The 22,489-nt window shown below is 60.2% G+C and carries 19 protein-coding genes and 1 tRNA gene; 13 read left to right on the top strand and 7 right to left on the bottom strand.

The features are described from left to right. Positions 1 to 59: 59 nt before the first annotated feature. Positions 60 to 1,409 (top strand): CoA transferase, encoded by a 1,350-nt coding sequence (locus PMI31_RS16290; RefSeq protein ID WP_008019240.1) that lies wholly within the window; start codon positions 60 to 62, stop codon positions 1,407 to 1,409. A gap of 137 nt (positions 1,410 to 1,546) precedes the next feature. Here PMI31_RS16290 and PMI31_RS16285 read toward each other — a convergent pair whose 3' ends face one another. Both PMI31_RS16285 and arcD (PMI31_RS16280) read right to left on the bottom strand, forming a co-directional pair. Beyond that, complete coding sequence (locus PMI31_RS16285; protein WP_008019239.1) at positions 1,547 to 2,413, bottom strand: DNA-3-methyladenine glycosylase family protein; 867 nt, start codon at positions 2,411 to 2,413, stop codon at positions 1,547 to 1,549. After that, entirely contained in the window at positions 2,410 to 3,837 is a 1,428-nt protein-coding gene (arcD, locus tag PMI31_RS16280; protein ID WP_008019238.1) for an arginine-ornithine antiporter, read from the bottom strand. The genes PMI31_RS16285 and arcD (PMI31_RS16280) overlap by 4 nt, the downstream gene beginning before the upstream one ends. A gap of 442 nt (positions 3,838 to 4,279) precedes the next feature. On the opposite strand from arcD (PMI31_RS16280), the gene arcD (PMI31_RS16275) reads away from it, so the two are divergent. From arcD (PMI31_RS16275) to PMI31_RS16220, 12 genes are all read left to right on the top strand, one after another. Then, positions 4,280 to 5,707 (top strand): arginine-ornithine antiporter, encoded by a 1,428-nt coding sequence (gene arcD / locus PMI31_RS16275; protein WP_008019237.1) that lies wholly within the window; start codon positions 4,280 to 4,282, stop codon positions 5,705 to 5,707. A gap of 51 nt (positions 5,708 to 5,758) precedes the next feature. After that, the gene (gene arcA / locus PMI31_RS16270) at positions 5,759 to 7,015 is read left to right on the top strand and encodes an arginine deiminase (RefSeq protein ID WP_008019236.1); all 1,257 of its coding nucleotides are present in this window, start codon (positions 5,759 to 5,761) and stop codon (positions 7,013 to 7,015) included. 81 nt (positions 7,016 to 7,096) lie between these two features. Further along, a complete protein-coding gene (locus tag PMI31_RS16265; RefSeq protein WP_008019235.1) occupies positions 7,097 to 8,107 on the top strand; it encodes an ornithine carbamoyltransferase in 1,011 nt (336 codons plus the stop codon). A gap of 186 nt (positions 8,108 to 8,293) precedes the next feature. Beyond that, on the top strand, positions 8,294 to 9,223 hold the full coding sequence (gene arcC, locus PMI31_RS16260; protein ID WP_008019234.1) for a carbamate kinase: 930 nt from the start codon (positions 8,294 to 8,296) through the stop codon (positions 9,221 to 9,223). A gap of 12 nt (positions 9,224 to 9,235) precedes the next feature. Beyond that, positions 9,236 to 9,598: a DUF5064 family protein gene (locus PMI31_RS16255; RefSeq protein WP_008019233.1), complete on the top strand. Its 363-nt coding sequence runs from the start codon at positions 9,236 to 9,238 to the stop codon at positions 9,596 to 9,598. Between the two features lie 239 nt (positions 9,599 to 9,837). Then, positions 9,838 to 11,346, top strand: coding sequence for a sigma-54-dependent transcriptional regulator (locus PMI31_RS16250; RefSeq protein ID WP_008019232.1), 1,509 nt, complete (start codon positions 9,838 to 9,840; stop codon positions 11,344 to 11,346). Positions 11,347 to 11,764: 418 nt separating this feature from the next. After that, positions 11,765 to 12,148 (top strand): glycine cleavage system protein GcvH, encoded by a 384-nt coding sequence (gene gcvH, locus PMI31_RS16245; RefSeq protein ID WP_007982298.1) that lies wholly within the window; start codon positions 11,765 to 11,767, stop codon positions 12,146 to 12,148. Between the two features lie 11 nt (positions 12,149 to 12,159). Continuing rightward, positions 12,160 to 15,012, top strand: a complete 2,853-nt coding sequence (gene gcvP, locus PMI31_RS16240) for an aminomethyl-transferring glycine dehydrogenase (RefSeq protein WP_008019231.1) — start codon at positions 12,160 to 12,162, stop codon at positions 15,010 to 15,012. A 199-nt stretch (positions 15,013 to 15,211) separates the two neighbouring features. Continuing rightward, entirely contained in the window at positions 15,212 to 16,588 is a 1,377-nt protein-coding gene (locus tag PMI31_RS16235) for an L-serine ammonia-lyase (RefSeq protein WP_008019230.1), read from the top strand. Between the two features lie 36 nt (positions 16,589 to 16,624). After that, the gene (gcvT, locus tag PMI31_RS16230) at positions 16,625 to 17,749 is read left to right on the top strand and encodes a glycine cleavage system aminomethyltransferase GcvT (RefSeq protein WP_008019229.1); all 1,125 of its coding nucleotides are present in this window, start codon (positions 16,625 to 16,627) and stop codon (positions 17,747 to 17,749) included. Between the two features lie 403 nt (positions 17,750 to 18,152). Beyond that, a complete protein-coding gene (locus PMI31_RS16225; protein ID WP_007931076.1) occupies positions 18,153 to 18,365 on the top strand; it encodes a cold-shock protein in 213 nt (70 codons plus the stop codon). A gap of 95 nt (positions 18,366 to 18,460) precedes the next feature. Further along, positions 18,461 to 18,949: an RDD family protein gene (locus PMI31_RS16220; RefSeq protein WP_008019228.1), complete on the top strand. Its 489-nt coding sequence runs from the start codon at positions 18,461 to 18,463 to the stop codon at positions 18,947 to 18,949. A 134-nt stretch (positions 18,950 to 19,083) separates the two neighbouring features. Here PMI31_RS16220 and nadA read toward each other — a convergent pair whose 3' ends face one another. From nadA to ybgF, 5 genes are all read right to left on the bottom strand, one after another. Beyond that, on the bottom strand, positions 19,084 to 20,142 hold the full coding sequence (gene nadA / locus PMI31_RS16215; RefSeq protein WP_008019227.1) for a quinolinate synthase NadA: 1,059 nt from the start codon (positions 20,140 to 20,142) through the stop codon (positions 19,084 to 19,086). A gap of 270 nt (positions 20,143 to 20,412) precedes the next feature. Then, positions 20,413 to 20,488: transfer RNA gene (locus tag PMI31_RS16210), tRNA-Lys, on the bottom strand. A gap of 63 nt (positions 20,489 to 20,551) precedes the next feature. Beyond that, positions 20,552 to 21,226, bottom strand: a complete 675-nt coding sequence (gene queC / locus PMI31_RS16205; protein ID WP_177323569.1) for a 7-cyano-7-deazaguanine synthase QueC — start codon at positions 21,224 to 21,226, stop codon at positions 20,552 to 20,554. Between the two features lie 19 nt (positions 21,227 to 21,245). Continuing rightward, positions 21,246 to 21,893: a 7-carboxy-7-deazaguanine synthase QueE gene (gene queE, locus PMI31_RS16200; protein WP_007995628.1), complete on the bottom strand. Its 648-nt coding sequence runs from the start codon at positions 21,891 to 21,893 to the stop codon at positions 21,246 to 21,248. Positions 21,894 to 22,059: 166 nt separating this feature from the next. Beyond that, the coding region (gene ybgF / locus PMI31_RS16195; protein ID WP_008019224.1) for a tol-pal system protein YbgF at positions 22,060 to 22,489 on the bottom strand (430 nt) is incomplete at its 5' end.

Below are 22,489 nucleotides of genomic sequence, written 5' to 3'. Positions count from 1 at the left end.
TTCATCTGGACTGCGTTTGTTTTGGTCTATGCTCGGCCTCTCGCTCCGGAGGCCCTTCGATGACTGATCTGCTCACGTCCATTCAAGCCGCGCTCGGTTTGCCTCACACCCCGATTCCATTCACGTCCAGCGGCGCCCTGCCCTCGGCGTTTGCCGTCACCGACCTGGCCTGCTCCAGCGTGGCCGCCGCCGGCCAGGCCGTCAGCGAACTGCTGCACCAGCAAACCGGTCGCCTGCCCGACCTTGAAGTTGACCGCCGCCTGGCGTCCTTCTGGTTCGCCACGTCGATTCGCCCGATCGGCTGGAGCGTTCCACCGCTGTGGGACCCGGTGGCCGGTGACTACGCCACCCGCGATGGCTGGATTCGCCTGCACACCAACGCGTCCCATCACCGCGCTGCTGCCGAAAGCGTGCTCGGAGCCTGTGCCGACCGTGCAGCGATGGCCGGCAAAGTGGCGAAATGGGCGAAAAACGAGCTGGAACAGGCAGTGGTCGATGCCGGTGGTTGTGCCGCACAAACGCGTACCTGGGAACAATGGCAGGCCCATCCTCAGGGACAGGCGGTCAATGCCGAGCCCTTGATTCAATTTGCCAACGACCCAGGCCAGAGCCGCAAACCGTGGACAGGTTCAGTGGCTCGACCACTGGCCGGCATCAGGGTGCTGGACTTGACCCGGGTACTGGCAGGCCCCATCGCCAGTCGCTTCATGGCTGGCCTCGGCGCCGATGTCTTGCGCATCGATCCACCGACCTGGAACGAGCCGGGGGTGGTGCCGGAAGTCACGTTGGGAAAACGTTGCGCGCGTCTTGATCTGCATGACAAGTTCGACCGCGCCGTATTCGAAAGTCTGCTCAAGGACGCCGACATTCTGCTCCATGGCTATCGTGCCGATGCGCTGGAGCGGCTGGGCTTGGGCACCAATGAGCGCCGGCAACTGAACCCGGACTTGATTGATGTTTGCCTGAACGCCTATGGCTGGAGTGGCCCTTGGCAAAACCGCCGGGGCTTCGACAGCCTGGTGCAGATGAGCAGTGGCATTGCCGAAGCGGGCATGCGCTGGAAGCAGGCGGACAAGCCGACGCCATTGCCGGTGCAGGCCCTCGATCACGCCACCGGGTATTTGATGGCGGCCAGTGCGATCAGGTTGCTGGCGCAGCGGTTGAGCGACGGTACGGGGGGCTCGGCGCGGTTGTCGCTGGCACGTACGGCGAAGTTGTTGATCGAGCATGGACCAGGGACAAGAGAAACGTTACGTGCGGAAGATGAGCTGGATCAGGGGTTGATGGTGGAGCAGACACCGTGGGGGCCGGCGCATCGATTGCAGGTGCCTCTGAAGATCATCGGGACGCCACTACAGTGGGCATTGCCAGCGACTGAACTGGGTTCACATCCCGCGCAGTGGTGGTGACAGTCATATCGCCATCGCGGGCAAGCCCGCTCCCACAGGTTCTGTGGTGCCCACAGATTTTGTGTACGACGCAGTCCCTGTAGGAGCGGGCTTGCCCGCGAAGGCGTCAGAACTGCCAGTACAAATTCCAGATCAGCTCAATCCACCCGACTCAACGAAGTCCACAGCACCTGCGCCGCATACCCTCGGTAGGGCCGCCAGCCTTCAGCCCGCAACTGCAACTGCTTCGCTGTCACCGGCCCACCCTCCAGTGCCACCAGCGCATTGATCAGCCCCACGTCGCCATTGGGAAACCCATCCATCTCCCGCAACTGCCGCAGCGCAATGTATTGCGCCGTCCAGTCACCAATCCCGTGCAACGCCAGCAACCGCGCTACGCCCCCCTCGCGACCGGGCTCGAATAATCGCGGATCATCGAGCAGTGCCTGAGCCACACCCGACAACGTCCGGCCTCGGTTTTTCGGCATGCCCAACGCAGCCAGATCGGCCCCCGCCAACACGTCAGCCGTGGGGAACACGTGGCTCAAACCCGGCAACGGTCTGCCCAGCGGTGCGCCATATTGCACCACCAGTTTCCCCGCCAGGCGGATCGCCGCCGCCACCGTAATCTGCTGCCCAAGCACCGCACGGATCGCCAGTTCCAGCCCGTCCCACGCCCCCGGTACACGCAGCCCGGGGCGTCGGGTAATCAACCGGGCCATCAGCGGATCAACCGATATTAAATGCCGATGGATCGTGGTGAGCTCAGCGTCGAGATCGAACATCCGCCGCACTTTTGCGACGATTTCGGACACGGCGTTCGGGTCGGGAAAATCCAGTGTCAGCTCAAGGGCATCAGACGTAGCAGGCCGGATGGAAAAGGTACCGTGCGTACCGTTCAGTTCGATGCCTCGCGAGTAAACGCCGTCGGCAACCGTTTCCAGTCCCGCAATCGCCCGCGCCGACAAAAAACCCAGCATCACCGGCCAGTCATAGGGTGGCTGATACGCCAGCAACACCTTCACAGACTCAGCAACCCGCTATACAACCCATAAGCCGCCAGCCCGGCGCCGCCAATGACAGCGGTGAAAATGCCTTTCTCGATGACCGTGAACAAGGGCATGCCCTGCTCATGGCGTGCCTTGGCAAACAGGATCACGCCCGGTGCATAGAGTAGCGCCGACAGCAGCAAATACTTCAGGCCACCGGCGTACAGCAACCACACCGCATAACTCAAAGCGATGACGCCAATGAGCAAATCCTTGCTTCGCTCGGCTGGCGCCTGTTGATAAGTTTCGCCGCGCACGCACAACAACACCGCATAGGCCGCCGACCACAGGTACGGCACCAGAATCATGGAAGACGCCAGGTAAATCAGACTGGTGTAGGTACCGGCGGAAAACAGCGTAATCAACAGGAACAGCTGGATCATCGCGTTGGTCAGCCACATCGCATTGACCGGCACACGGTTGGCGTTTTCCCTGGTCAGGAATGCCGGCATGGTCTTGTCTTTCGCCGTGGCGAACAGGATTTCGGCGCACAACAACGCCCAGGACAACAAGGCACCCAACAACGAGATCGCCAGACCGACGCTGATCAGCAACGCCCCCCAGGGGCCGACGATGTGTTCCAGCACCGCCGCCAACGAGGGGTTCTGCAATTTCGCCAGCTCCGGCTGGGTCATGATCCCCAGCGACAGCACGTTCACCAGCACCAGTAGCGCCAACACGCCAATGAACCCGATTACCGTTGCGCGACCTACATCGGAACGTTTCTCCGCCCGGGCCGAATAGACACTGGCCCCCTCGATCCCGATAAACACGAACACGGTGACCAGCATCATGTGCCGAACCTGGTTCATCACGCTGCCGAATTCCGGGTTGTTGCGGCCCCAGATATCGAGGGTAAAGATGTCCGCCTTGAACGCCACGGCGGCGATCACGATGAACATGATCAGCGGCACGATCTTGGCCACGGTGGTCACTTGATTGATGAACGCCGCCTCCCTGATCCCGCGCATCACCACAAAATGCACGGTCCAGAGCAGCAGCGAAGCGCAGACGATCGCGATCGGTGTGTTGCCTTCGCCAAAGACCGGGAAGAAATAACCGAGGGTGCTGAACAGCAGCACGAAGTAGCCGACGTTACCCAGCCAGGCACTGATCCAGTACCCCCAGGCCGAAGAAAAGCCCATGTAGTCGCCGAAGCCGGCCTTGGCGTAGGCATATACCCCGGAGTCCAGCTCCGGCTTGCGATTGGCCAGGGTCTGGAACACGAACGCCAGGGTCAGCATGCCGACGGCAGTGATTGCCCAGCCGATCAGGATCGCCCCGGCATCGGCCTTGGCCGCCATGTTTTGCGGCAGGGAAAATATCCCGCCACCGATCATCGAACCCACCACCAATGCGATCAATGCGCTCAGGCGAAGCTTGTTCGGTGATTGCGCCATCGTTGCATCTCCATTTTTCCGGGGGGCGACAACTGCCGCGAGATCATCCCATAACGTGCATCAACTAAACTGCTGAAGAGTAATAACGTTTATTGGATAACGCCAACAAGTGGCTTTTTTACTTGCACAAAATGGCTATTTTTACGCCGATATAATCATTTGTTTTATACGATTTTTTAATACATCAATTCTGTACAAAAAATGCATGAAGAAAATTTGCAGATTCTGAAAAACCAACTAGCGTCATAATTCGAAACAAATTACAAAAACACTGAAATAATCCACAAAAGGCTCTAGAACAAGCGTTACAAGCAAAAGCATTGTAAATGATGGCACTCCGCCAACAACCTGGGAACGCTCTCATTTAATGATCTAAGTCAGCTGATTGAACAGGCAACGGAATTAGTCTGTTGCCTCTCTTCTCCTGCATTGGAGTCATGCAATGTCTGAAGCACCCGGAAAACTGAAACTCGGCGCGCTGGTTGCGTTAGTCGTGGGCTCGATGATTGGTGGCGGTATATTTTCCTTGCCACAAAACATGGCCGCGAGTGCGGATGTCGGCGCCATTCTGATCGGTTGGGCGATCACCGCCGTCGGCATGCTAACCCTGGCGTTCGTGTTCCAGACCCTGGCCAACCGCAAACCCGACCTGGACGGTGGGGTCTACGCCTACGCCAAGGCCGGTTTCGGCGACTACATGGGCTTCTCGTCCGCCTGGGGATACTGGATCAGTGCCTGGCTGGGTAACGTCGGCTACTTCGTACTCTTGTTCAGCACCCTCGGCTACTTCTTTCCGCTATTTGGCGAGGGCAATACCCCCGCTGCCGTGATCGGCGCCTCGGTACTGCTTTGGGCCGTACATTTCCTCGTACTGCGAGGAATCAAGGAAGCCGCGTTCATCAACCTGGTGACCACCGTCGCCAAGATTGTGCCGCTGCTGTTGTTCATGTTGATTGCGTTGTTCGCCTTCAAGCTGGACATCTTCATCGCCGACATCTGGGGCCTGAAGAACCCGGACCTCGGCAGTGTGATGAACCAGGTGCGCAAAATGATGCTGGTCACCGTGTGGGTGTTCATCGGCATCGAAGGCGCGAGCATCTTTTCGGCCCGGGCGGAAAAACGCAGCGATGTGGGTAAAGCCACCGTGATCGGCTTCGTCACCGTGCTGCTGTTTTTAGTCCTGGTCAACGTGCTGTCGCTGGGGATCATGACCCAGCCGGAATTGGCCAAACTACAGAACCCGTCAATGGCCGCCGTGCTGGAACACGTGGTCGGTCACTGGGGCGCGGTGCTGATCAGCGTCGGCTTGATCATCTCCTTGCTGGGGGCGTTGCTGTCGTGGGTGCTGCTGTGCGCGGAAATCATGTTCGCCGCCGCGCGGGACCACACCATGCCGGAGTTCTTGCGCAAGGAAAACGCCAACCATGTGCCGGTCAACGCCCTGTGGCTGACCAACGCCATGGTGCAGATTTTCCTGATCATCACGCTGTTCTCGGCCAGCACCTACCTGTCGCTGATCTACCTCGCCACCTCGATGATTCTGGTGCCCTACCTGTGGTCGGCGGCCTATGCCTTGCTGCTGGCGGTGCGTGGCGAAAGTTACGAAGGCGCGGCGAGCGAGCGGCAGAAGGATCTCGTCATCGGCGCGGTGGCCCTGATCTACGCGATCTGGCTGCTGTACGCCGGCGGCATCAAATACCTGCTGCTGTCCGCCCTGCTCTACGCCCCCGGCGTGATCCTGTTCGCCAAGGCCAAGCTGGAAATCAACAAACCGGTTTTCACCAACGTCGAGAAGCTGATTTTCGCTGCGGTGGTCGTGGGCGCCGTGGTGGCGGCCTACGGACTCTACGACGGCTTCCTGACCCTTTAGCTTCTGCTTCTGGAAGCACAACCCTGTTTTGTCATCTGGAGGATCACTGTAATGACCAAGGAAAAAGTTAAGTACGGCGTCCATTCCGAAGCCGGCAAACTGCGCAAAGTCATGGTTTGCTCCCCGGGACTTGCCCATCAGCGGCTGACCCCGAACAACTGCGATGAACTGCTGTTCGATGATGTGCTGTGGGTGGCCCAGGCCAAGCGCGACCACTTCGACTTCGTCACCAAGATGCGCGAACGCAACATCGATGTGCTGGAAATGCACAACCTGCTGACCGACATCGTCGCCATTCCCGAAGCGCTGGACTGGATCCTGGAACGCAAGATCACCGCCAACTCGGTGGGCCTGGGCCTGATCAACGAAACCACCTCGTGGCTGCGTAGCCTGGAGCCGCGCAAGATCGCCGAGTTCCTGATCGGCGGCGTTTCGGGCGATGACTTGCCCACCAGTTTCGGTGGCAAGGCCATCGAGATGTTCCGCGACTTCCTCGGCAACTCCAGCTTCATCCTGCCGCCGCTGCCCAACACCCAGTTCACCCGCGATACCACCTGCTGGATCTACGGTGGCGTCACCCTCAACCCGATGTATTGGCCGGCACGCCGCCAGGAAACCCTGCTGACCACCGCTATCTACAAATTCCACCCCGAGTTCACCAACGCCGACTTCCAGATCTGGTACGGCGACCCGGACAAGGATCATGGCAACTCCACCCTTGAGGGCGGTGACGTGATGCCGATCGGCAACGGCGTGGTGTTGATCGGCATGGGCGAACGCTCGTCGCGCCAGGCCATTGCCCAACTGGCGGTGAACCTGTTCAAAAACAAGGCCGTCGAGAAAGTGATCGTCGCCGGCCTGCCAAAATCCCGCGCGGCCATGCACCTGGACACCGTGTTCAGCTTCTGCGATCGCGACCTCGTCACGATCTTCCCGGATGTGGTGAACCAGATTGTCGCCTTTACCCTGCGTCCCGATGAAAGCAAAGCGGGCGGCATCGACATCCGCCGTGAAGAAACCAACTTCCTCGACACCGTGGCCCAGGCCCTCAACCTCAAGGCCCTGCGTGTGGTTGAAACCGGCGGCAACAGCTTTGCCGCCGAACGCGAGCAATGGGACGACGGCAACAACGTGGTGGCCGTGGAGCCAGGCGTGGTCATCGGCTACGACCGCAATACCTACACCAATACTCTGATGCGCAAGGCCGGGGTGGAAGTGATCACCATCAGCGCCGGCGAACTCGGCCGGGGACGGGGCGGCGGCCATTGCATGACCTGCCCGATCATCCGCGACCCGATTGACTACTAACCTATTGCCTTGGCCCGCGCTGCCCCCTACCCAAGGGCATGCGCAGGCCAAGGGGATAACCGACACCTTAGGAGATCCAAAATGGCGTTCAATATCCATAACCGCAATCTGCTGAGCCTGGAACACCACACCCCTCGCGAATTGCGCTACCTGCTCGACCTGTCCCGCGACCTCAAGCGTGCCAAGTACACCGGCACCGAACAGCAGCATCTCAAGGGCAACAACATCGCGCTGATCTTCGAAAAGACCTCGACCCGCACCCGTTGTGCGTTCGAAGTCGCCGCCTATGACCAGGGCGCCAATGTCACCTACATCGACCCGAACTCCTCGCAGATCGGTCACAAGGAAAGCATGAAGGACACCGCCCGTGTGCTCGGGCGAATGTATGACGCCATCGAATACCGTGGCTTCAAGCAGGAAATCGTCGAAGAACTGGCCAGGTTCGCCGGCGTACCGGTGTTCAACGGCCTGACCGACGAGTATCACCCGACGCAAATGATCGCCGACGTGCTGACCATGCGTGAGCACGCCGACAAGCCCATCCACGAGATCAGCTACGCCTACCTCGGCGATGCGCGCAACAACATGGGCAACTCGCTGCTGCTGATCGGCGCCAAGCTGGGCATGGACGTGCGCATCTGCGCGCCGAAAGCCCTGTGGCCGGCAGACGACCTGGTGGCTCGCTGCAAACAGTACGGGGAAGAAAGCGGCGCGCGCATCACCCTCACCGAAGACCCGAAAGCGGCGGTCAAGGGCGTGGACTTCATCCACACCGACGTCTGGGTATCGATGGGCGAGCCGGTCGAAGCCTGGGCCGAACGCATCCAGCAACTGCTGCCGTATCAGGTCAACGCCGAACTGATGAAAGCCACCGGCAACCCGCGCACCAAGTTCATGCACTGCCTGCCGGCGTTCCACAACAGCGACACCAAGGTCGGCAAGCAGATTGCCGAGCAATACCCGCACCTGAAGAACGGCATCGAAGTGACCGATGACGTGTTCGAGTCGCCGGCCTGCATCGCCTTCGAGCAAGCGGAAAACCGCATGCACACCATCAAGGCGATTCTGGTGTCGACGCTGGCGGATCTCTAACGGCTCACTCGGCTCCCACAGACGGAACACGGTCAATGTGGGAGCTGGCTTGCCTGCGATGGCAGCGCCGCGGTGCATCTGACAGACCGAGGCGATCCCATCGCGAGCAAGCTCGCTCCCACAGGGTCAGGGTTCCATCGACAGACCGAGCCGCCCGTTTACTTCTCTTTTAGAAGGACTAGCACCATGCGTATCGTCGTTGCTCTGGGCGGTAATGCCCTGCTCCGCCGGGGCGAACCCATGACCGCTGACAACCAGCGCGCCAACATCCGGATCGCCACCGAACAGATCGCCAAGATTCATCCCGGCAACCAACTGGTCATCGCCCACGGCAATGGCCCCCAGGTCGGCCTGCTGTCTTTGCAGGCAGCGGCCTACACTTCCGTCACCCCTTACCCGCTGGACGTGCTCGGCGCCGAAACCGAAGGCATGATCGGCTACATCATCGAGCAGGAACTGGGTAACCTGCTGGACTTCGAAGTCCCCTTCGCCACCTTGCTGACCCAGGTCGAAGTCGACGCCAACGACCCGGCCTTCAAAAACCCGACCAAACCCATCGGCCCGGTCTACAGCAAGGCCGATGCGGAAAGACTCGCCGCCGAAAAAGGCTGGGCCATTGCCCCGGACGGCGACAAATATCGCCGTGTGGTCGCCAGCCCGAAACCCAAACGCATCTTCGAAATCCGTCCGATCAAGTGGCTGCTGGAAAAAAGCAGCATCGTGATCTGTGCCGGTGGCGGCGGCATTCCGACCATGTATACGTCCCCCGGCAAACTCGAAGGCGTCGAAGCGGTCATCGACAAGGACCTGTGCTCGGCACTGCTGGCCGAACAGCTTGAAGCCGATCTGCTGGTGATCGCCACTGACGTCAACGCCGCGTTCATCGACTTTGGCAAACCCACGCAGAAAGCCATCGCCCAGGCACATCCCGACGAAATGGAAAAACTTGGCTTCGCCGCCGGCTCCATGGGACCGAAGGTGCAGGCAGCCTGCGAATTCGCACGCCATACTGGAAAGGTCGCGGTGATCGGCTCACTCGCGGATATCGAAGCGATCGTCCAGGGCACGGCCGGCACGCGCATCAGCACGGCAACACCTGGCATTACCTACTTGTAAGGAGAGACGCCCATGGCACAGTTTGAGCCAGGTCACTTGCACATCGAGCGTCATGCGCTGACACCGGACGATGTCAGCTACAACGTGCACCTCGACTATGAAGTCAGCAAGAATGCCAAAGGCGAAAAAGGCATCCAGTTCACCATGCACGGCAGCATTCAGGGCAAGGTCATGTCAGAGCCCTTCTTCCTGCCCAAGGAGGAGGCCTACAACTTCGCCAGCAACGTGACGAAAATCGCCGAGAAGTACGGTATTCCAAAGACCCATAGTCAGATCGGTTCGACACACAAGCACTACGATCTGATGTTTGAGGACATCCGCAAACAGCTGAACATGAAATCCGGCGACCCGATAGATCTCGAGAAATTCGAGTAACCCGATCACACAATCTGTGATCAACCACAAACTACTGTGGGAGCGGCGGTGCGGCGACCCGACTTGCCCGCGATAGCGGTATATCTGTCACATCAATGCCAGATCTGCCGCCGTCATCGCGGGCAAGCCCGCTCCCACAGGGGATTGTCGTCGTCAGGAAATCCCGCGCAGGATTTCACCATTAGCCCGCCCCAAGGCATACTTGCCACCCTCCGCACTGCAGAACCCGAAACCGCCCCATGCGTATCCACGTCAGCTTCATCGACCGCGTCGGTATCACCCAGGAAGTCCTGGCCCTGCTCGGCGGGCGCAATCTGAACCTGGATGCGGTGGAAATGGTCCCGCCCAATGTTTATATCGACGCCCCGACCCTGAGCCCGAAAGTCCTCGAGGAGTTGCGCGATGCCCTGTTCAGCGTGCGTGGTGTGCAAGCGGTGACGGTGGTCGACATCCTGCCCGGCCAGCGCCGGCACTTGCAGCTCGACGCGTTGCTTGCCGCCATGACCGACCCGGTGCTGGCGCTGGACAGCGACGGCAAGGTGCTGCTGGCCAACCCCGCCTTGATCGCCCTGTACGGCCGCGAACCCGACGGTGAAAGCGTGGCCGACCTGTTTGCCGACCCGGCCTTGCTCGACGCCCTGCTCGAACACGGCTTTCGCCTGCCGCTGCGGGAAATCACCGTCAACGGCCAGACCTTGTTGCTCGACGCCACACCGATCACCGACGCCGGCGCCCTGCTGACCCTGTACCAACCGAACCGCATCGGCGAACGCCTGTCCGCGCTGCACCATGACCATGCCGAAGGTTTCGATGCACTGCTCGGCGAGTCCCCGGTGATCCGCACCCTCAAGGCGCGCGCCCAGCGGGTGGCGGCCCTCGATGCACCGCTGTTGATCCAGGGCGAAACCGGCACCGGCAAGGAACTGGTGGCCCGTGCCTGCCACGCCATCAGCGCCCGGCACAGCGCACCGTTTCTGGCGTTGAACTGCGCGGCATTACCGGAGAACCTCGCCGAAAGTGAACTGTTCGGCTACGCCCCCGGCGCTTTCACCGGCGCGCAACGAGGTGGCAAGCCAGGGCTGATGGAACTGGCCAACCAGGGCACGGTGTTTCTCGATGAGATCGGCGAGATGTCGCCGTATCTGCAGGCCAAATTGCTGCGTTTCCTCAACGACGGCAGTTTTCGCCGGGTCGGCGGTGACCGTGAGGTCAAGGTCAACGTACGGATTCTCAGCGCGACCCACCGCGACCTGGAAAAAATGGTCAGCGAAGGCCTGTTCCGCGAAGACCTGTTCTATCGCCTCAACGTCCTCAACGTTGAAGTGCCGCCGTTGCGCGAGCGCGGCCAGGACATTCTGCTGCTGGCCCGCTACTTCATGCAGCAGGCCTGCGCGCAGATCCAGCGCCCGATCTGTCGCCTGGCGCCGGGCACCTACCCGGCGCTGCTGGGCAACCGCTGGCCGGGCAACGTGCGGCAATTGCAGAACGTGATCTTCCGCGCCGCGGCGATCTGCGAAAGCAGCCTGGTGGACATTGGCGACCTCGACATTGCCGGCACCTCGGTGGCCCGTCAGAGCGACCATGACGTCGACAGCCTGGAGCAGGCCATGGACGAATTCGAGAAAACCCTGCTGGAAAAACTCTACGTCAGCTATCCCTCGACCCGGCAACTCGCGACCCGCCTGCAAACCTCCCACACCGCAATTGCCCATCGGTTGCGCAAGTACGGGATTCCCGGCAAGGCTTGAGACTGCGCACACCCGTAGGAGCTGGCTTGCCAGCGAATAGGCCATCCCTAACGGCTCATGTCTGAGGGGAGACCAATTCCGCCTTCGCTGGCAAGCCAGCTCCTACAGGAATGCAACGGAGCTCAAAAACGACCTCCATCTGTACTGAAAGCGCTACAGCGGAACGATATCGCTACACCCCTCTCCGATCACGGCTGTACAAGGCTTTGATCCACCTCGGCTTTTATCCTTGTCATACGCCGTATCGATTTCGCTACAGCGATTGAATTTCAGCCTTTGTCAAAACCCGCTAAATCATTGATCAATAACAATAAAAACAAGGTTGGCCGCGTTCTTGCTATGTAGTCCTCCATAACCAGGGCATCGCCCAAGCATTCAATCGCGTCCACCAGACGAGTCTGGCCCCTTAGGAGTTTCCATGAGCGAGTTGCGTTTTACTGAAGATCACGAATGGCTGCGCACCGAAGCTGACGGCAGCGTCACTGTCGGCATCACCGCTTTCGCACAGAACGCCCTGGGCGACGTGGTTTTCGTTCAACTGCCTGAGCTGCAGTCTTACGACAAAGGCGCCGAAGCCGCCACCGTGGAATCGGTAAAAGCCGCCAGCGGCGTGTACATGCCGCTGGACGGCGAAGTACTGGAAGTGAACCCGGCGCTCGACAGCAGCCCGGAACTGGTCAACGAAGATCCGCTGGGTGAAGGCTGGTTCTTCCGTTTCAAACCAAGCGACGCCACCGCTGTCGGCCAACTGCTGGATCAGGACGCCTACGACCGCCTGATCAAAGCCCAAGCCGAAGCCTGAGGAGCACCGACATGACCCAGATCAATTTGACCACCGCCAACGAATTCATCGCCCGTCACATCGGCCCGCGCGCCGGTGACGAGCAAGCGATGCTCAACAGCCTCGGTTTCGACTCCCTGGAAGCCCTGAGCGCCAGCGTGATTCCCGACAGCATCAAGGGCACCAGCGTCCTCGGCCTGGAAGACGGTCTGAGCGAAGCCGATGCCCTGGCCTTGATCAAGTCCATCGCAACTAAAAACCAGCTGTTCAAGACCTACATCGGCCAGGGTTACTACGGCACCCATACGCCGTCGCCGATCCTGCGCAACCTGCTGGAAAACCCGGCCTGGTACACCGCCTACACCCCATACCAGCCAGAAATCTCCCAGGGCCGTCTCGAAGCGCTGCTGAACTTTCAGACCCTGATCAGCGACCTCACCGGCCTGCCGATCGCCAACGCTTCCCTACTCGACGAAGCCACCGCCGCTGCCGAAGCCATGACCTTCTGCAAACGCCTGAGCAAGAACAAAAGCAGCCACGCGTTCTTCGCCTCTGTGCATTGCCACCCGCAGACCCTCGACGTACTGCGCACCCGTGCCGAGCCTCTGGGCATCGACGTGGTGGTGGGCGACGAGCGTGAACTGAGCGACGTGACGCCGTTCTTCGGCGCCCTGCTGCAATACCCGGCGAGCAACGGTGACGTGTTCGATTACCGCGAGCTGACCGAACGCTTCCATGCTGCCAACGCCCTCGTCGCCGTGGCTGCCGACCTGCTGGCCCTGACCGTGTTGACCGCGCCGGGCGAATTCGGCGCCGACGTGGCCATCGGCAGCGCACAACGCTTCGGCGTGCCGCTGGGCTTCGGCGGCCCGCATGCTGCGTACTTCGCCACCAAGGACGCCTTCAAACGTGACATGCCCGGCCGCCTGGTCGGTGTTTCGGTAGACCGTTTCGGCAACCCGGCCCTGCGCCTGGCCATGCAGACCCGCGAGCAACACATCCGTCGCGAGAAAGCCACCAGCAACATCTGCACCGCGCAAGTATTGCTGGCCAACATCGCCAGCATGTATGCCGTGTACCACGGTCCAAAAGGCCTGACGCAGATCGCCAATCGCGTGCATCACCTGACTGCAATCCTGGCCAAAGGCTTGAGCGCATTGGGTCTGAACGTCGAGCAAGCGAGCTTCTTCGACACCCTGACCGTGAAGACCGGCGCTCACACCGCCGCCCTGCACGACAAGGCGCACGCCCAGCGCATCAACCTGCGCGTGGTCGATGGCGAGCGCCTGGGCCTGTCCCTGGACGAAACCACCACTCAGGCCGACGTTGAAACCCTGTGGAGCCTGCTGTCCGACGGCAAGGCCCTGCCGGACTTCGCCGCCCTCGCCGCCTCGGTGCAAAGCACCATCCCGGCCGCGTTGGTGCGTCAGTCGCCGATCCTCAGCCACCCGGTGTTCAACCGCTATCACTCGGAAACCGAGCTGATGCGTTACCTGCGCAAACTGGCGGACAAGGACCTGGCGCTGGACCGCACCATGATCCCGCTGGGTTCGTGCACCATGAAACTCAACGCCGCCAGCGAAATGATCCCGGTGACCTGGGCCGAGTTCGGCGCCCTGCACCCGTTCGCCCCGGCCGAGCAAAGCGCCGGTTATCAGCAATTGACCGACGAACTGGAAGCCATGCTTTGCGCTGCGACCGGCTACGACTCGGTGTCCTTGCAACCAAACGCCGGTTCCCAGGGCGAATACGCAGGTCTCTTGGCGATTCGTGCCTACCACCAGAGCCGTGGCGAAGACCGTCGCGACATCTGCCTGATCCCGTCGTCGGCCCACGGCACCAACCCGGCCACTGCACAAATGGCCGGCATGCGTGTCGTCGTCACCGCGTGCGATGCCCGTGGCAACGTTGACATCGAAGACCTGCGCGCCAAGGCCATCGAGCACCGCGAACACCTCGCTGCGCTGATGATCACCTACCCGTCGACCCACGGCGTGTTCGAAGAAGGCATCCGCGAAATCTGCGGCATCATTCATGACAACGGCGGCCAGGTGTACATCGACGGCGCCAACATGAACGCGATGGTCGGCCTCTGCGCGCCGGGCAAGTTCGGCGGCGACGTTTCGCACCTGAACCTGCACAAGACCTTCTGCATTCCGCACGGCGGTGGCGGCCCGGGTGTCGGCCCGATCGGCGTGAAATCGCACCTGGCGCCATTCCTGCCGGGCCACGCACAGATGGAGCGCAAGGAAGGCGCCGTTTGCGCGGCACCGTTCGGCAGCGCAAGCATTCTGCCGATCACCTGGATGTACATTCGCATGATGGGTGGCGCAGGTCTCAAGCGTGCATCGCAGTTGGCGATCCTCAATGCCAACTACATCTCCCGTCGCCTCGAAGAGCACTACCCTGTGCTGTACACCGGCAGCAACGGCCTGGTGGCGCACGAATGCATCCTCGACCTGCGCCCGCTGAAAGACAGCAGCGGCATCAGCGTCGATGACGTCGCCAAGCGCCTGATCGACTTCGGCTTCCACGCGCCGACCATGTCGTTCCCGGTAGCCGGCACGCTGATGATCGAGCCGACCGAAAGCGAATCCAAGGAAGAACTGGACCGCTTCTGCGACGCCATGATCCGCATCCGCGAAGAAATTCGCGCGGTGGAAAACGGCACCCTGGACAAGGACGACAACCCGCTGAAAAACGCTCCGCACACCGCGAAGGAGCTGGTCGGCGAGTGGTCGCACCCGTACAGCCGCGAGCAAGCGGTTTACCCGGTTGCGTCGCTGATCGAAGCCAAGTACTGGCCACCGGTCGGTCGCGTCGACAACGTGTTTGGCGACCGCAACCTGGTCTGCGCCTGCCCGTCGATCGAAAGCTACGCTTAAAGCAATGGGGGCGGCTTGCCCGCCCCTCTCAAGAACACCGCAACCCCCTGTAGGAGCTGGCTTGCCAGCGAAGACGGAAGATCAGCCGACACAAATGTTTGCCTGATACACCGCCTTCGCTGGCAAGCCAGCTCCTACAAAATCGAGTTTCACCCAAGGTTGATGCTGACCCTCCATAACAAGAAACCGGAGAACCACCATGTCGTTAAGCGTGTTCGACCTGTTCAAGATTGGCATCGGCCCCTCCAGCTCCCACACCGTCGGCCCGATGCGCGCCGCTGCACGTTTCGTCGAAGGTTTGCGTCGTGAAGGGCTGCTGACGGCCACCACCTGCGTCAAAGTCGAGCTCTACGGCTCGCTCGGCGCCACCGGCAAGGGTCACGGCAGCGACAAGGCTGTATTGCTCGGTCTCGAAGGCGAGCATCCGGACACCGTGGACACTGAAACCGTCGCCGCCCGTCTGCAAGACATTCGCGGTAGCGGTCGCTTGAACCTGCTCGGCGAACACAGCATTGCGTTCAACGAAAAAGAACACCTGGCGATGATTCGCAAACCGTTGCCCTACCACCCCAACGGCATGATCTTCCGCGCCTTCGACGCCGCCGGCCTGCAAGTCCGCAGCCGCGAGTACTACTCGGTCGGTGGTGGTTTTGTGGTCGATGAAGACGCTGCCGGCGCCGACCGCATCGTCGAAGACGCCACCCCCCTGACCTTTCCCTTCAAAAGTGCCAAGGACCTGCTCGGTCATTGCGCCACCTATGGCTTGTCGATCAGCCAGGTGATGCTGACCAACGAAAGCGCCTGGCGCCCGGAAGCGGAAACCCGCGCCGGCCTGCTGAAAATCTGGCAAGTGATGCAGGACTGCGTCGCCGCCGGATGCCGCAATGAAGGCATCCTGCCCGGCGGGCTGAAGGTCAAGCGCCGGGCCGCCGCACTGCATCGGCAATTGTGCAAGAACCCGGAATCGTCATTGCGCGACCCACTGTCGGTGCTCGACTGGGTCAACCTCTACGCGCTGGCGGTCAATGAGGAAAACGCCAACGGCGGGCGCGTCGTAACGGCGCCCACCAATGGTGCAGCGGGGATCATTCCAGCGGTGTTGCACTACTACATGCGCTTTATTCCCGGCGCGAATGACGACGGCGTGGTGCGATTCCTGCTGACCGCCGCGGCCATCGGCATTCTATACAAGGAAAACGCCTCGATCTCCGGCGCCGAAGTCGGCTGCCAGGGCGAAGTCGGCGTCGCCTGCTCGATGGCCGCCGGTGCCTTGTGCGAAGTGCTGGGCGGCAGCGTGCAACAAGTGGAGAACGCCGCGGAAATCGGCATGGAACACAACCTCGGGCTGACCTGCGACCCGATTGGCGGGCTGGTGCAAGTGCCTTGCATTGAGCGCAACGCCATGGGTTCGGTCAAGGCCATCAATGCCGTGCGCATGGCACTGCGCGGCGATGGACAACACTTCGTTTCCCTCGACAAGGTCATCCGCACCATGCGCCAGACCGGCGCCGACATGAAAAGCAAATACAAGGAAACCGCCCGTGGCGGTTTGGCGGTCAACATTATCGAGTGCTGATGCGCGCTCATCTGCACCCTTCTTCAGGAGCTGAATATGTCCACCGAACAACTGTTGAAAACCCCGTTGCACGCGCTGCACATCGAACTCGGCGCGCGCATGGTGCCGTTCGCCGGCTACGACATGCCCGTGCAATACCCGCTGGGCGTGATGAAAGAACACCAGCACACCCGCGACCAGGCCGGGCTGTTCGATGTCTCGCACATGGGTCAGATCCGCTTGACCGGCGCCAATGCCGCCAAGGCCCTGGAAACCCTGGTGCCAGTGGACATCATTGACCTGCCAGTGGGCATGCAGCGTTACGCGATGTTCACCAATGCCACCGGCGGCATCCTCGATGACCTGATGGTCGCCAACCTGGGCAACGACGAACTGTTCCTGGTGGTCAACGCCGCCTGCAAGGACCAGGACCTGGCACATCTGCGCAAGCACATTGGCGACCAGTGCACGATCGAGCCGCTGTTCGAAGAGCGCGCCCTGCTCGCCCTGCAAGGCCCGGCGGCGGTTAGCGTACTGGCACGCCTGGCCCCGGAAGTGGCAAAAATGACCTTCATGCAGTTCGCCCGCGTGAAGCTGCTGGGCGTGGACTGCTTTGTCAGCCGCTCGGGTTACACCGGTGAAGACGGTTTCGAAATTTCCGTGCCCGCCGCCAACGCCGAAGCCCTGGCTCGTGCGCTGCTGGCTGAAGCGGAAGTGGCTGCCATCGGCCTTGGCGCCCGCGACTCCCTGCGCCTGGAAGCGGGTTTGTGCCTGTACGGCCACGACATGAACACCGACACCAGCCCGATCGAAGCAAGCCTGCTGTGGGCCATCTCCAAGCCACGTCGTGCCGATGGCGCTCGTGCCGGCGGCTTCCCGGGCGCCGAAACCGTATTCGCCCAGCAACAGGCAGGTGTCAGCCGCAAGCGCGTCGGCCTGCTGCCGCAAGAGCGCACGCCGGTGCGTGAAGGTGCCGAGATCGTCAACGAAGCCGGCGACATCATCGGTAGCGTCTGCAGCGGCGGTTTCGGGCCGACCCTGGGCGGGCCGCTGGCCATGGGCTATGTCGACAGCGCCTATATCGCACTGGACACCCCCGTTTGGGCGATTGTTCGTGGGAAAAAGGTGCCTTTGCTTGTAAGCAAAATGCCATTCGTTCCACAACGCTACTATCGTGGCTGATTGAATGTTCCTATAAGTAACGCGGTTGCGTTAACTGCGCACTAATGTGTAACGCAACCGCCATAAAATAGTGCATTGTTTGGCTCTAAGCTTCGATTATGAACTTTGCTTATAACGATCGAAAGCATTTGAACAACGCCAGCGTATAAGGCCTCACTAGTGGACTGACTTTGCCATCAACCTGAGGAAATACGGGGCCTTCACAGGGCTTGTTTTTTCTCCCGTAGTTGGCGTAGAGTTTGTTCACTGTGTTTGCATGGGTCGCTTGGAATCGTGACCTGGGCAGTAGCCTACAAGTTAGCTACATCCCGTTCGACGTCTTCTTACTCTCCTGCAACCAGCCCCAGTACTCTTTCATGAGAAAGAGACTGTCATTAATTTTTTGCGTCAAAGGAAATAAGAAATGTCCCAACGTCAGAGCGGTACCGTCAAGTGGTTTAACGACGAGAAAGGTTTTGGTTTTATCACTCCAGAAAGCGGTCCGGATCTGTTCGTGCATTTCCGCGCTATTCAGGGCAACGGTTTCAAGAGCCTGAAAGAAGGCCAGAAAGTGACCTTCATCGCTGTGCAGGGCCAGAAAGGCATGCAGGCTGACGAAGTACAAGCAGAAGGCTAATCTTCTGTAACGAAAAAGCCCCTGATGCTGACATCAGGGGCTTTTTTGTGCGCGTAAATCCGTAAAATGGCTTCTTTTTTCGCCGAGAGCCTGTCATGTCGAAACACCTGCTTACTCCCCAGGGCGACTTTCCTGCCGCTGGTCTGGGTCGTCGCCTGGCAGCCATGTTCTATGATTTCCTACTGTGCACCGCCCTGCTGATCGTCACCAGCGGCATCTACAAGATGATCCAGATGGCGATCATCGGCGAAGAAAGGATGCGCACCCTGACCGAAGCGGGTGCGCTGGACGGTGATCCCCTGCTCTCCACAGTCCTGCTGTTCGTACTGTTCGGCTTTTTCGCCAAATTCTGGACCTGGTCCGGTCAGACCCTGGGCATGCAGGTGTGGTGTATCCGGGTGCAGAATGCCGACGGCTCATCCATCAGCCTGTGGCAGGCGCTGCTGCGCTTTGTCGTGTCGATTGCTTCGCTGCTGTGTGTTGGCCTTGGATTCATCTGGTCGCTGTTCGACAAACAGCAACGCAGCTGGCATGACATGTATTCCAACACCCGGCTGGTGCGGATTCCCAAAAAACAAAAGTAATTCAGCCGTACAAAAATCACTGTGGGAGCGAGCTTGCTCGCGATGGCGGCTTATCAGTCAACACGCATGTGACTGACAGACCGCTATCGCGAGCAAGCTCGCTCCCACAGTTTTTTGGGCCTGGTTGAAAAATCTCAGGCGTTACCCGCCAATTTCATCCGCGCTGCGGCGGTGAAATCAAGCATGCGCTTGAGCGGACGAATCGCCTGCGGAATCAGCGCCGGATCGACAAAGATCTCGTTCGCCCCTTCTTTCAACGCCTTCAGCGTGCGCTCAAGGGTGTTCATGGCCATCCACGGGCAATGCGCGCAACTGCGGCAAGCAGCGCCGTTACCGGCCGTCGGGGCTTCGATAAAGACCTTGTCCGGGCACAGCTGCTGCATCTTGTAGAAGATGCCGCGGTCAGTCGCAACGATCAGCGTCTTGTTCGGCAGGCTCTGCGCCGCCGCGATCAACTGACTGGTGGAGCCCACAGCATCGGCCAACTCGATCACCGATGTCGGCGACTCAGGGTGCACCAGAATCGCCGCATCCGGGTACAGCGCCTTCATGTCTTCAAGCTGCTTGGACTTGAACTCTTCGTGAACGATGCAGGCACCGTCCCACAGCAGCATGTCGGCACCGGTCTGGCGCTGGATGTAGGTCCCCAGGTGCTTGTCCGGCCCCCAGATGATGGTCTCGCCGTTGTCCATCAGGCTTTCGACGATTTCCAGCGCACAGCTTGAAGTCACAACCCAATCCGCTCGGGCTTTGACCGCAGCGGAAGTGTTGGCGTACACCACAACCGTGCGCTCCGGGTGTTGATCGCAGAACGCGGAAAACTCGTCCACCGGGCACCCCAGGTCGAGCGAGCAGGTCGCTTCGAGCGTCGGCATCAGTACGCGCTTTTCCGGGTTGAGGATCTTGGCGGTCTCGCCCATGAACTTCACGCCGGCGACGACCACGGTCCTGGCTGGATGGGCGTTGCCGAAGCGGGCCATCTCCAGCGAGTCGGAGACACAGCCGCCCGTCTCTTCGGCCAGCGCCTGAATGACGGGATCACAATAGAAGTGGGCCACCAGCACCGCGTCCTGAGCCTTGAGCTCGGCAGCGATGGCAGCACGGTAATAAGCCTCTTCATCGGCGGTCAGCGGCTTGGGCTGTTTGGCGTCGAGGTGGGCTTGAACCAGAAGGCGTTCGGAAATTTGCGTCATGTTCGCAAGACCTGCAAGCGCATTCGCGCGAAAGTCGAGTATACACCCGGCTCCGGACCCTTCGGGGTACCGCCGGGAAAGTGGGTATTCATCAGGCACGGACAGCGTTGAAGCTGCGCAAGGCTACAGAATATCCGACGGATGCAAAAGATGATTCTGACCCGTGTCATGCGCAGCAGCCCGGAGCGAGGCGGACTTGAATCGCGGGCAAAAAAAAATCCGGAAATCCTCACTTGCGTGGGCCTTCCAGACTTTTAAAACAGCTAAAAATGGTGGGTCGTGTGGGATTCGAACCTACGACCAATTGGTTAAAAGCCAACTGCTCTACCAACTGAGCTAACGACCCGCTGTGTGGTGGCGCGTATAATACTGATTTTTAAGGACTATTCAACACCTATTTTGAAATAAATCAAAAATAAGGGGTTGGATCGCTGATTCCGGCCGCCGCAAAGCCTTCTGCACGCAGCCGGCAGCTGTCGCATTTGCCGCACGCACGGCCTTCATCATCGGCCTGATAGCAGGAAACGGTCAGAGCGTAATTCACGCCAAGCTTCACGCCCGCCTGAACGATCTGCGCCTTGCTGAGGTTTTGCAGCGGGGCCTGGATCCGGAAGCCATTGCCTTCCACGCCGGCTTTGGTTGCCAGGTTGGCCATGCGCTCGAACGACTCGATGAACTCGGGACGGCAATCCGGGTAACCGGAGTAATCCACCGCATTGACGCCGATGAAGATGTCGCGCGCACCGAGCACTTCAGCCCAGCCCAGGGCCAGGGACAGGAATACCGTGTTACGCGCAGGCACGTAAGTCACCGGAATACCCTCACCCAACTCCTCCGGAATGTCGATGCTGCGGTCGGTCAGCGCCGAGCCACCCATGCCGTTCAGGTTCAGACCGATCACCTTGTGTTCGACCACACCCAGGTCTCGGGCCACGCGTTCGGCGGCGTGCAATTCGGCATGGGACCGCTGACCGTAGTCGAAGCTCATGGTGTAGCAGCTATAGCCTTCGGCGCGCGCCATGGCCACGACGGTCGCCGAGTCCAGGCCACCGGATAGCAGGATGACCGCGCGTTTTTCAGGAATGTTCAGTTGTTCAGTCATTTCAGCGCCCCGGCTCGTCATTCCATAGATATTTATGCAGCTGCAATTGCAAACGCACTGGCAGGTTGTCCGCCACCACCCAGTCCGCCAGATCCCGAGCGTTGAGATCATGGTGACTTGGCGAGAACAGGACTTCACCGGCACGCTGGTCCAGACCGTACTGGATCAGCTTGGAAACGGACCAGTCATAGTCCTCCCGCGAGCAGATGACAAACTTCACCTGATCGTTGGGCGTGAGCAGCTCAATGTTTTCGTAGCGATTGCGGTGCGCTTCCTTCGAACCCGGGGTCTTCAGGTCGACAACGCGACTGACCCGGGAATCTACCGCCGAGATATCAATGGAGCCACTGGTTTCCAGCGACACTTCGTAACCGGCGTCACACAAGCGCTTGAGCAAGGGAATGGCATTGGGTTGCGCCAGGGGCTCGCCGCCCGTGACACAGACGTATCGCGGACGGAAACCGGCGACCTGCTCGAGGATGTCGTCGAGCGTGCGAATGGTTCCGCCTGTGAACGCGTAGGCGCTATCGCAGTATTGGCAACGCAACGGGCAACCGGTCAGGCGCACAAAAACAGTGGGCAGGCCGGCGGTCCGAGTTTCACCCTGCAACGAGTAGAAAACTTCGGTGATTCTCAATGTGTCTTGCATAGTCGCCACGGGCGTAACAGCTAAACAGGCTGTCCGCCTCCGTCAGGCACTTCAAGGAACCCCGGCAATGCGCAGATCCCAAAAAGCGTGTTTCAGAAAAAGGGGATGAATTCTAACGAAAAAAACCGCGACAAGCGCGGGTTTCTTCAAAACGGGTCAAGCAGTCTTACATTTTCTGCAGATCGCGCTGGGCCAACTGGGCGGCGGACGTGCCCGGATACTGGGACACCACCTGCTGCAGAATGCCCTTGACCCGGTCGGTGTGACCCAGCCGGCGCTCTACATCAGCGAGCTTGTACAGCGAGTCTGGCACTTTGGCGTGCTTCGGATACAGCTGCGAAACCTTGGCAAACGCCTGACCTGCACCTTGCAGATCGCCTTTGGCCAGGTTCACTTCGCCCAACCAGTATTGGGCGTTGCCCGCGTACTGACTGTTCGGGTATTTGCGCAGGAACGCCGAGAAAGCCTGACTGGCCTTGTCGAAGTCCTTGGCCTTGATCAGGTCGAAGGCAGCATCGTAATAGAGCTTTTCCTTCGCCGGATCTGCCGGCTCGCTACCCGCGGCAGGTGCTTGAGCGGCGGCTGCGCCTGCTGCC

Source organism: Pseudomonas sp. GM55 (assembly GCF_000282395.1).
Lineage (GTDB): Bacteria > Pseudomonadota > Gammaproteobacteria > Pseudomonadales > Pseudomonadaceae > Aquipseudomonas > Aquipseudomonas fluorescens_CC.
Note: the sequence above shows the minus strand (reverse complement) of the source record. Positions and strands in the feature narration are given on the sequence as shown.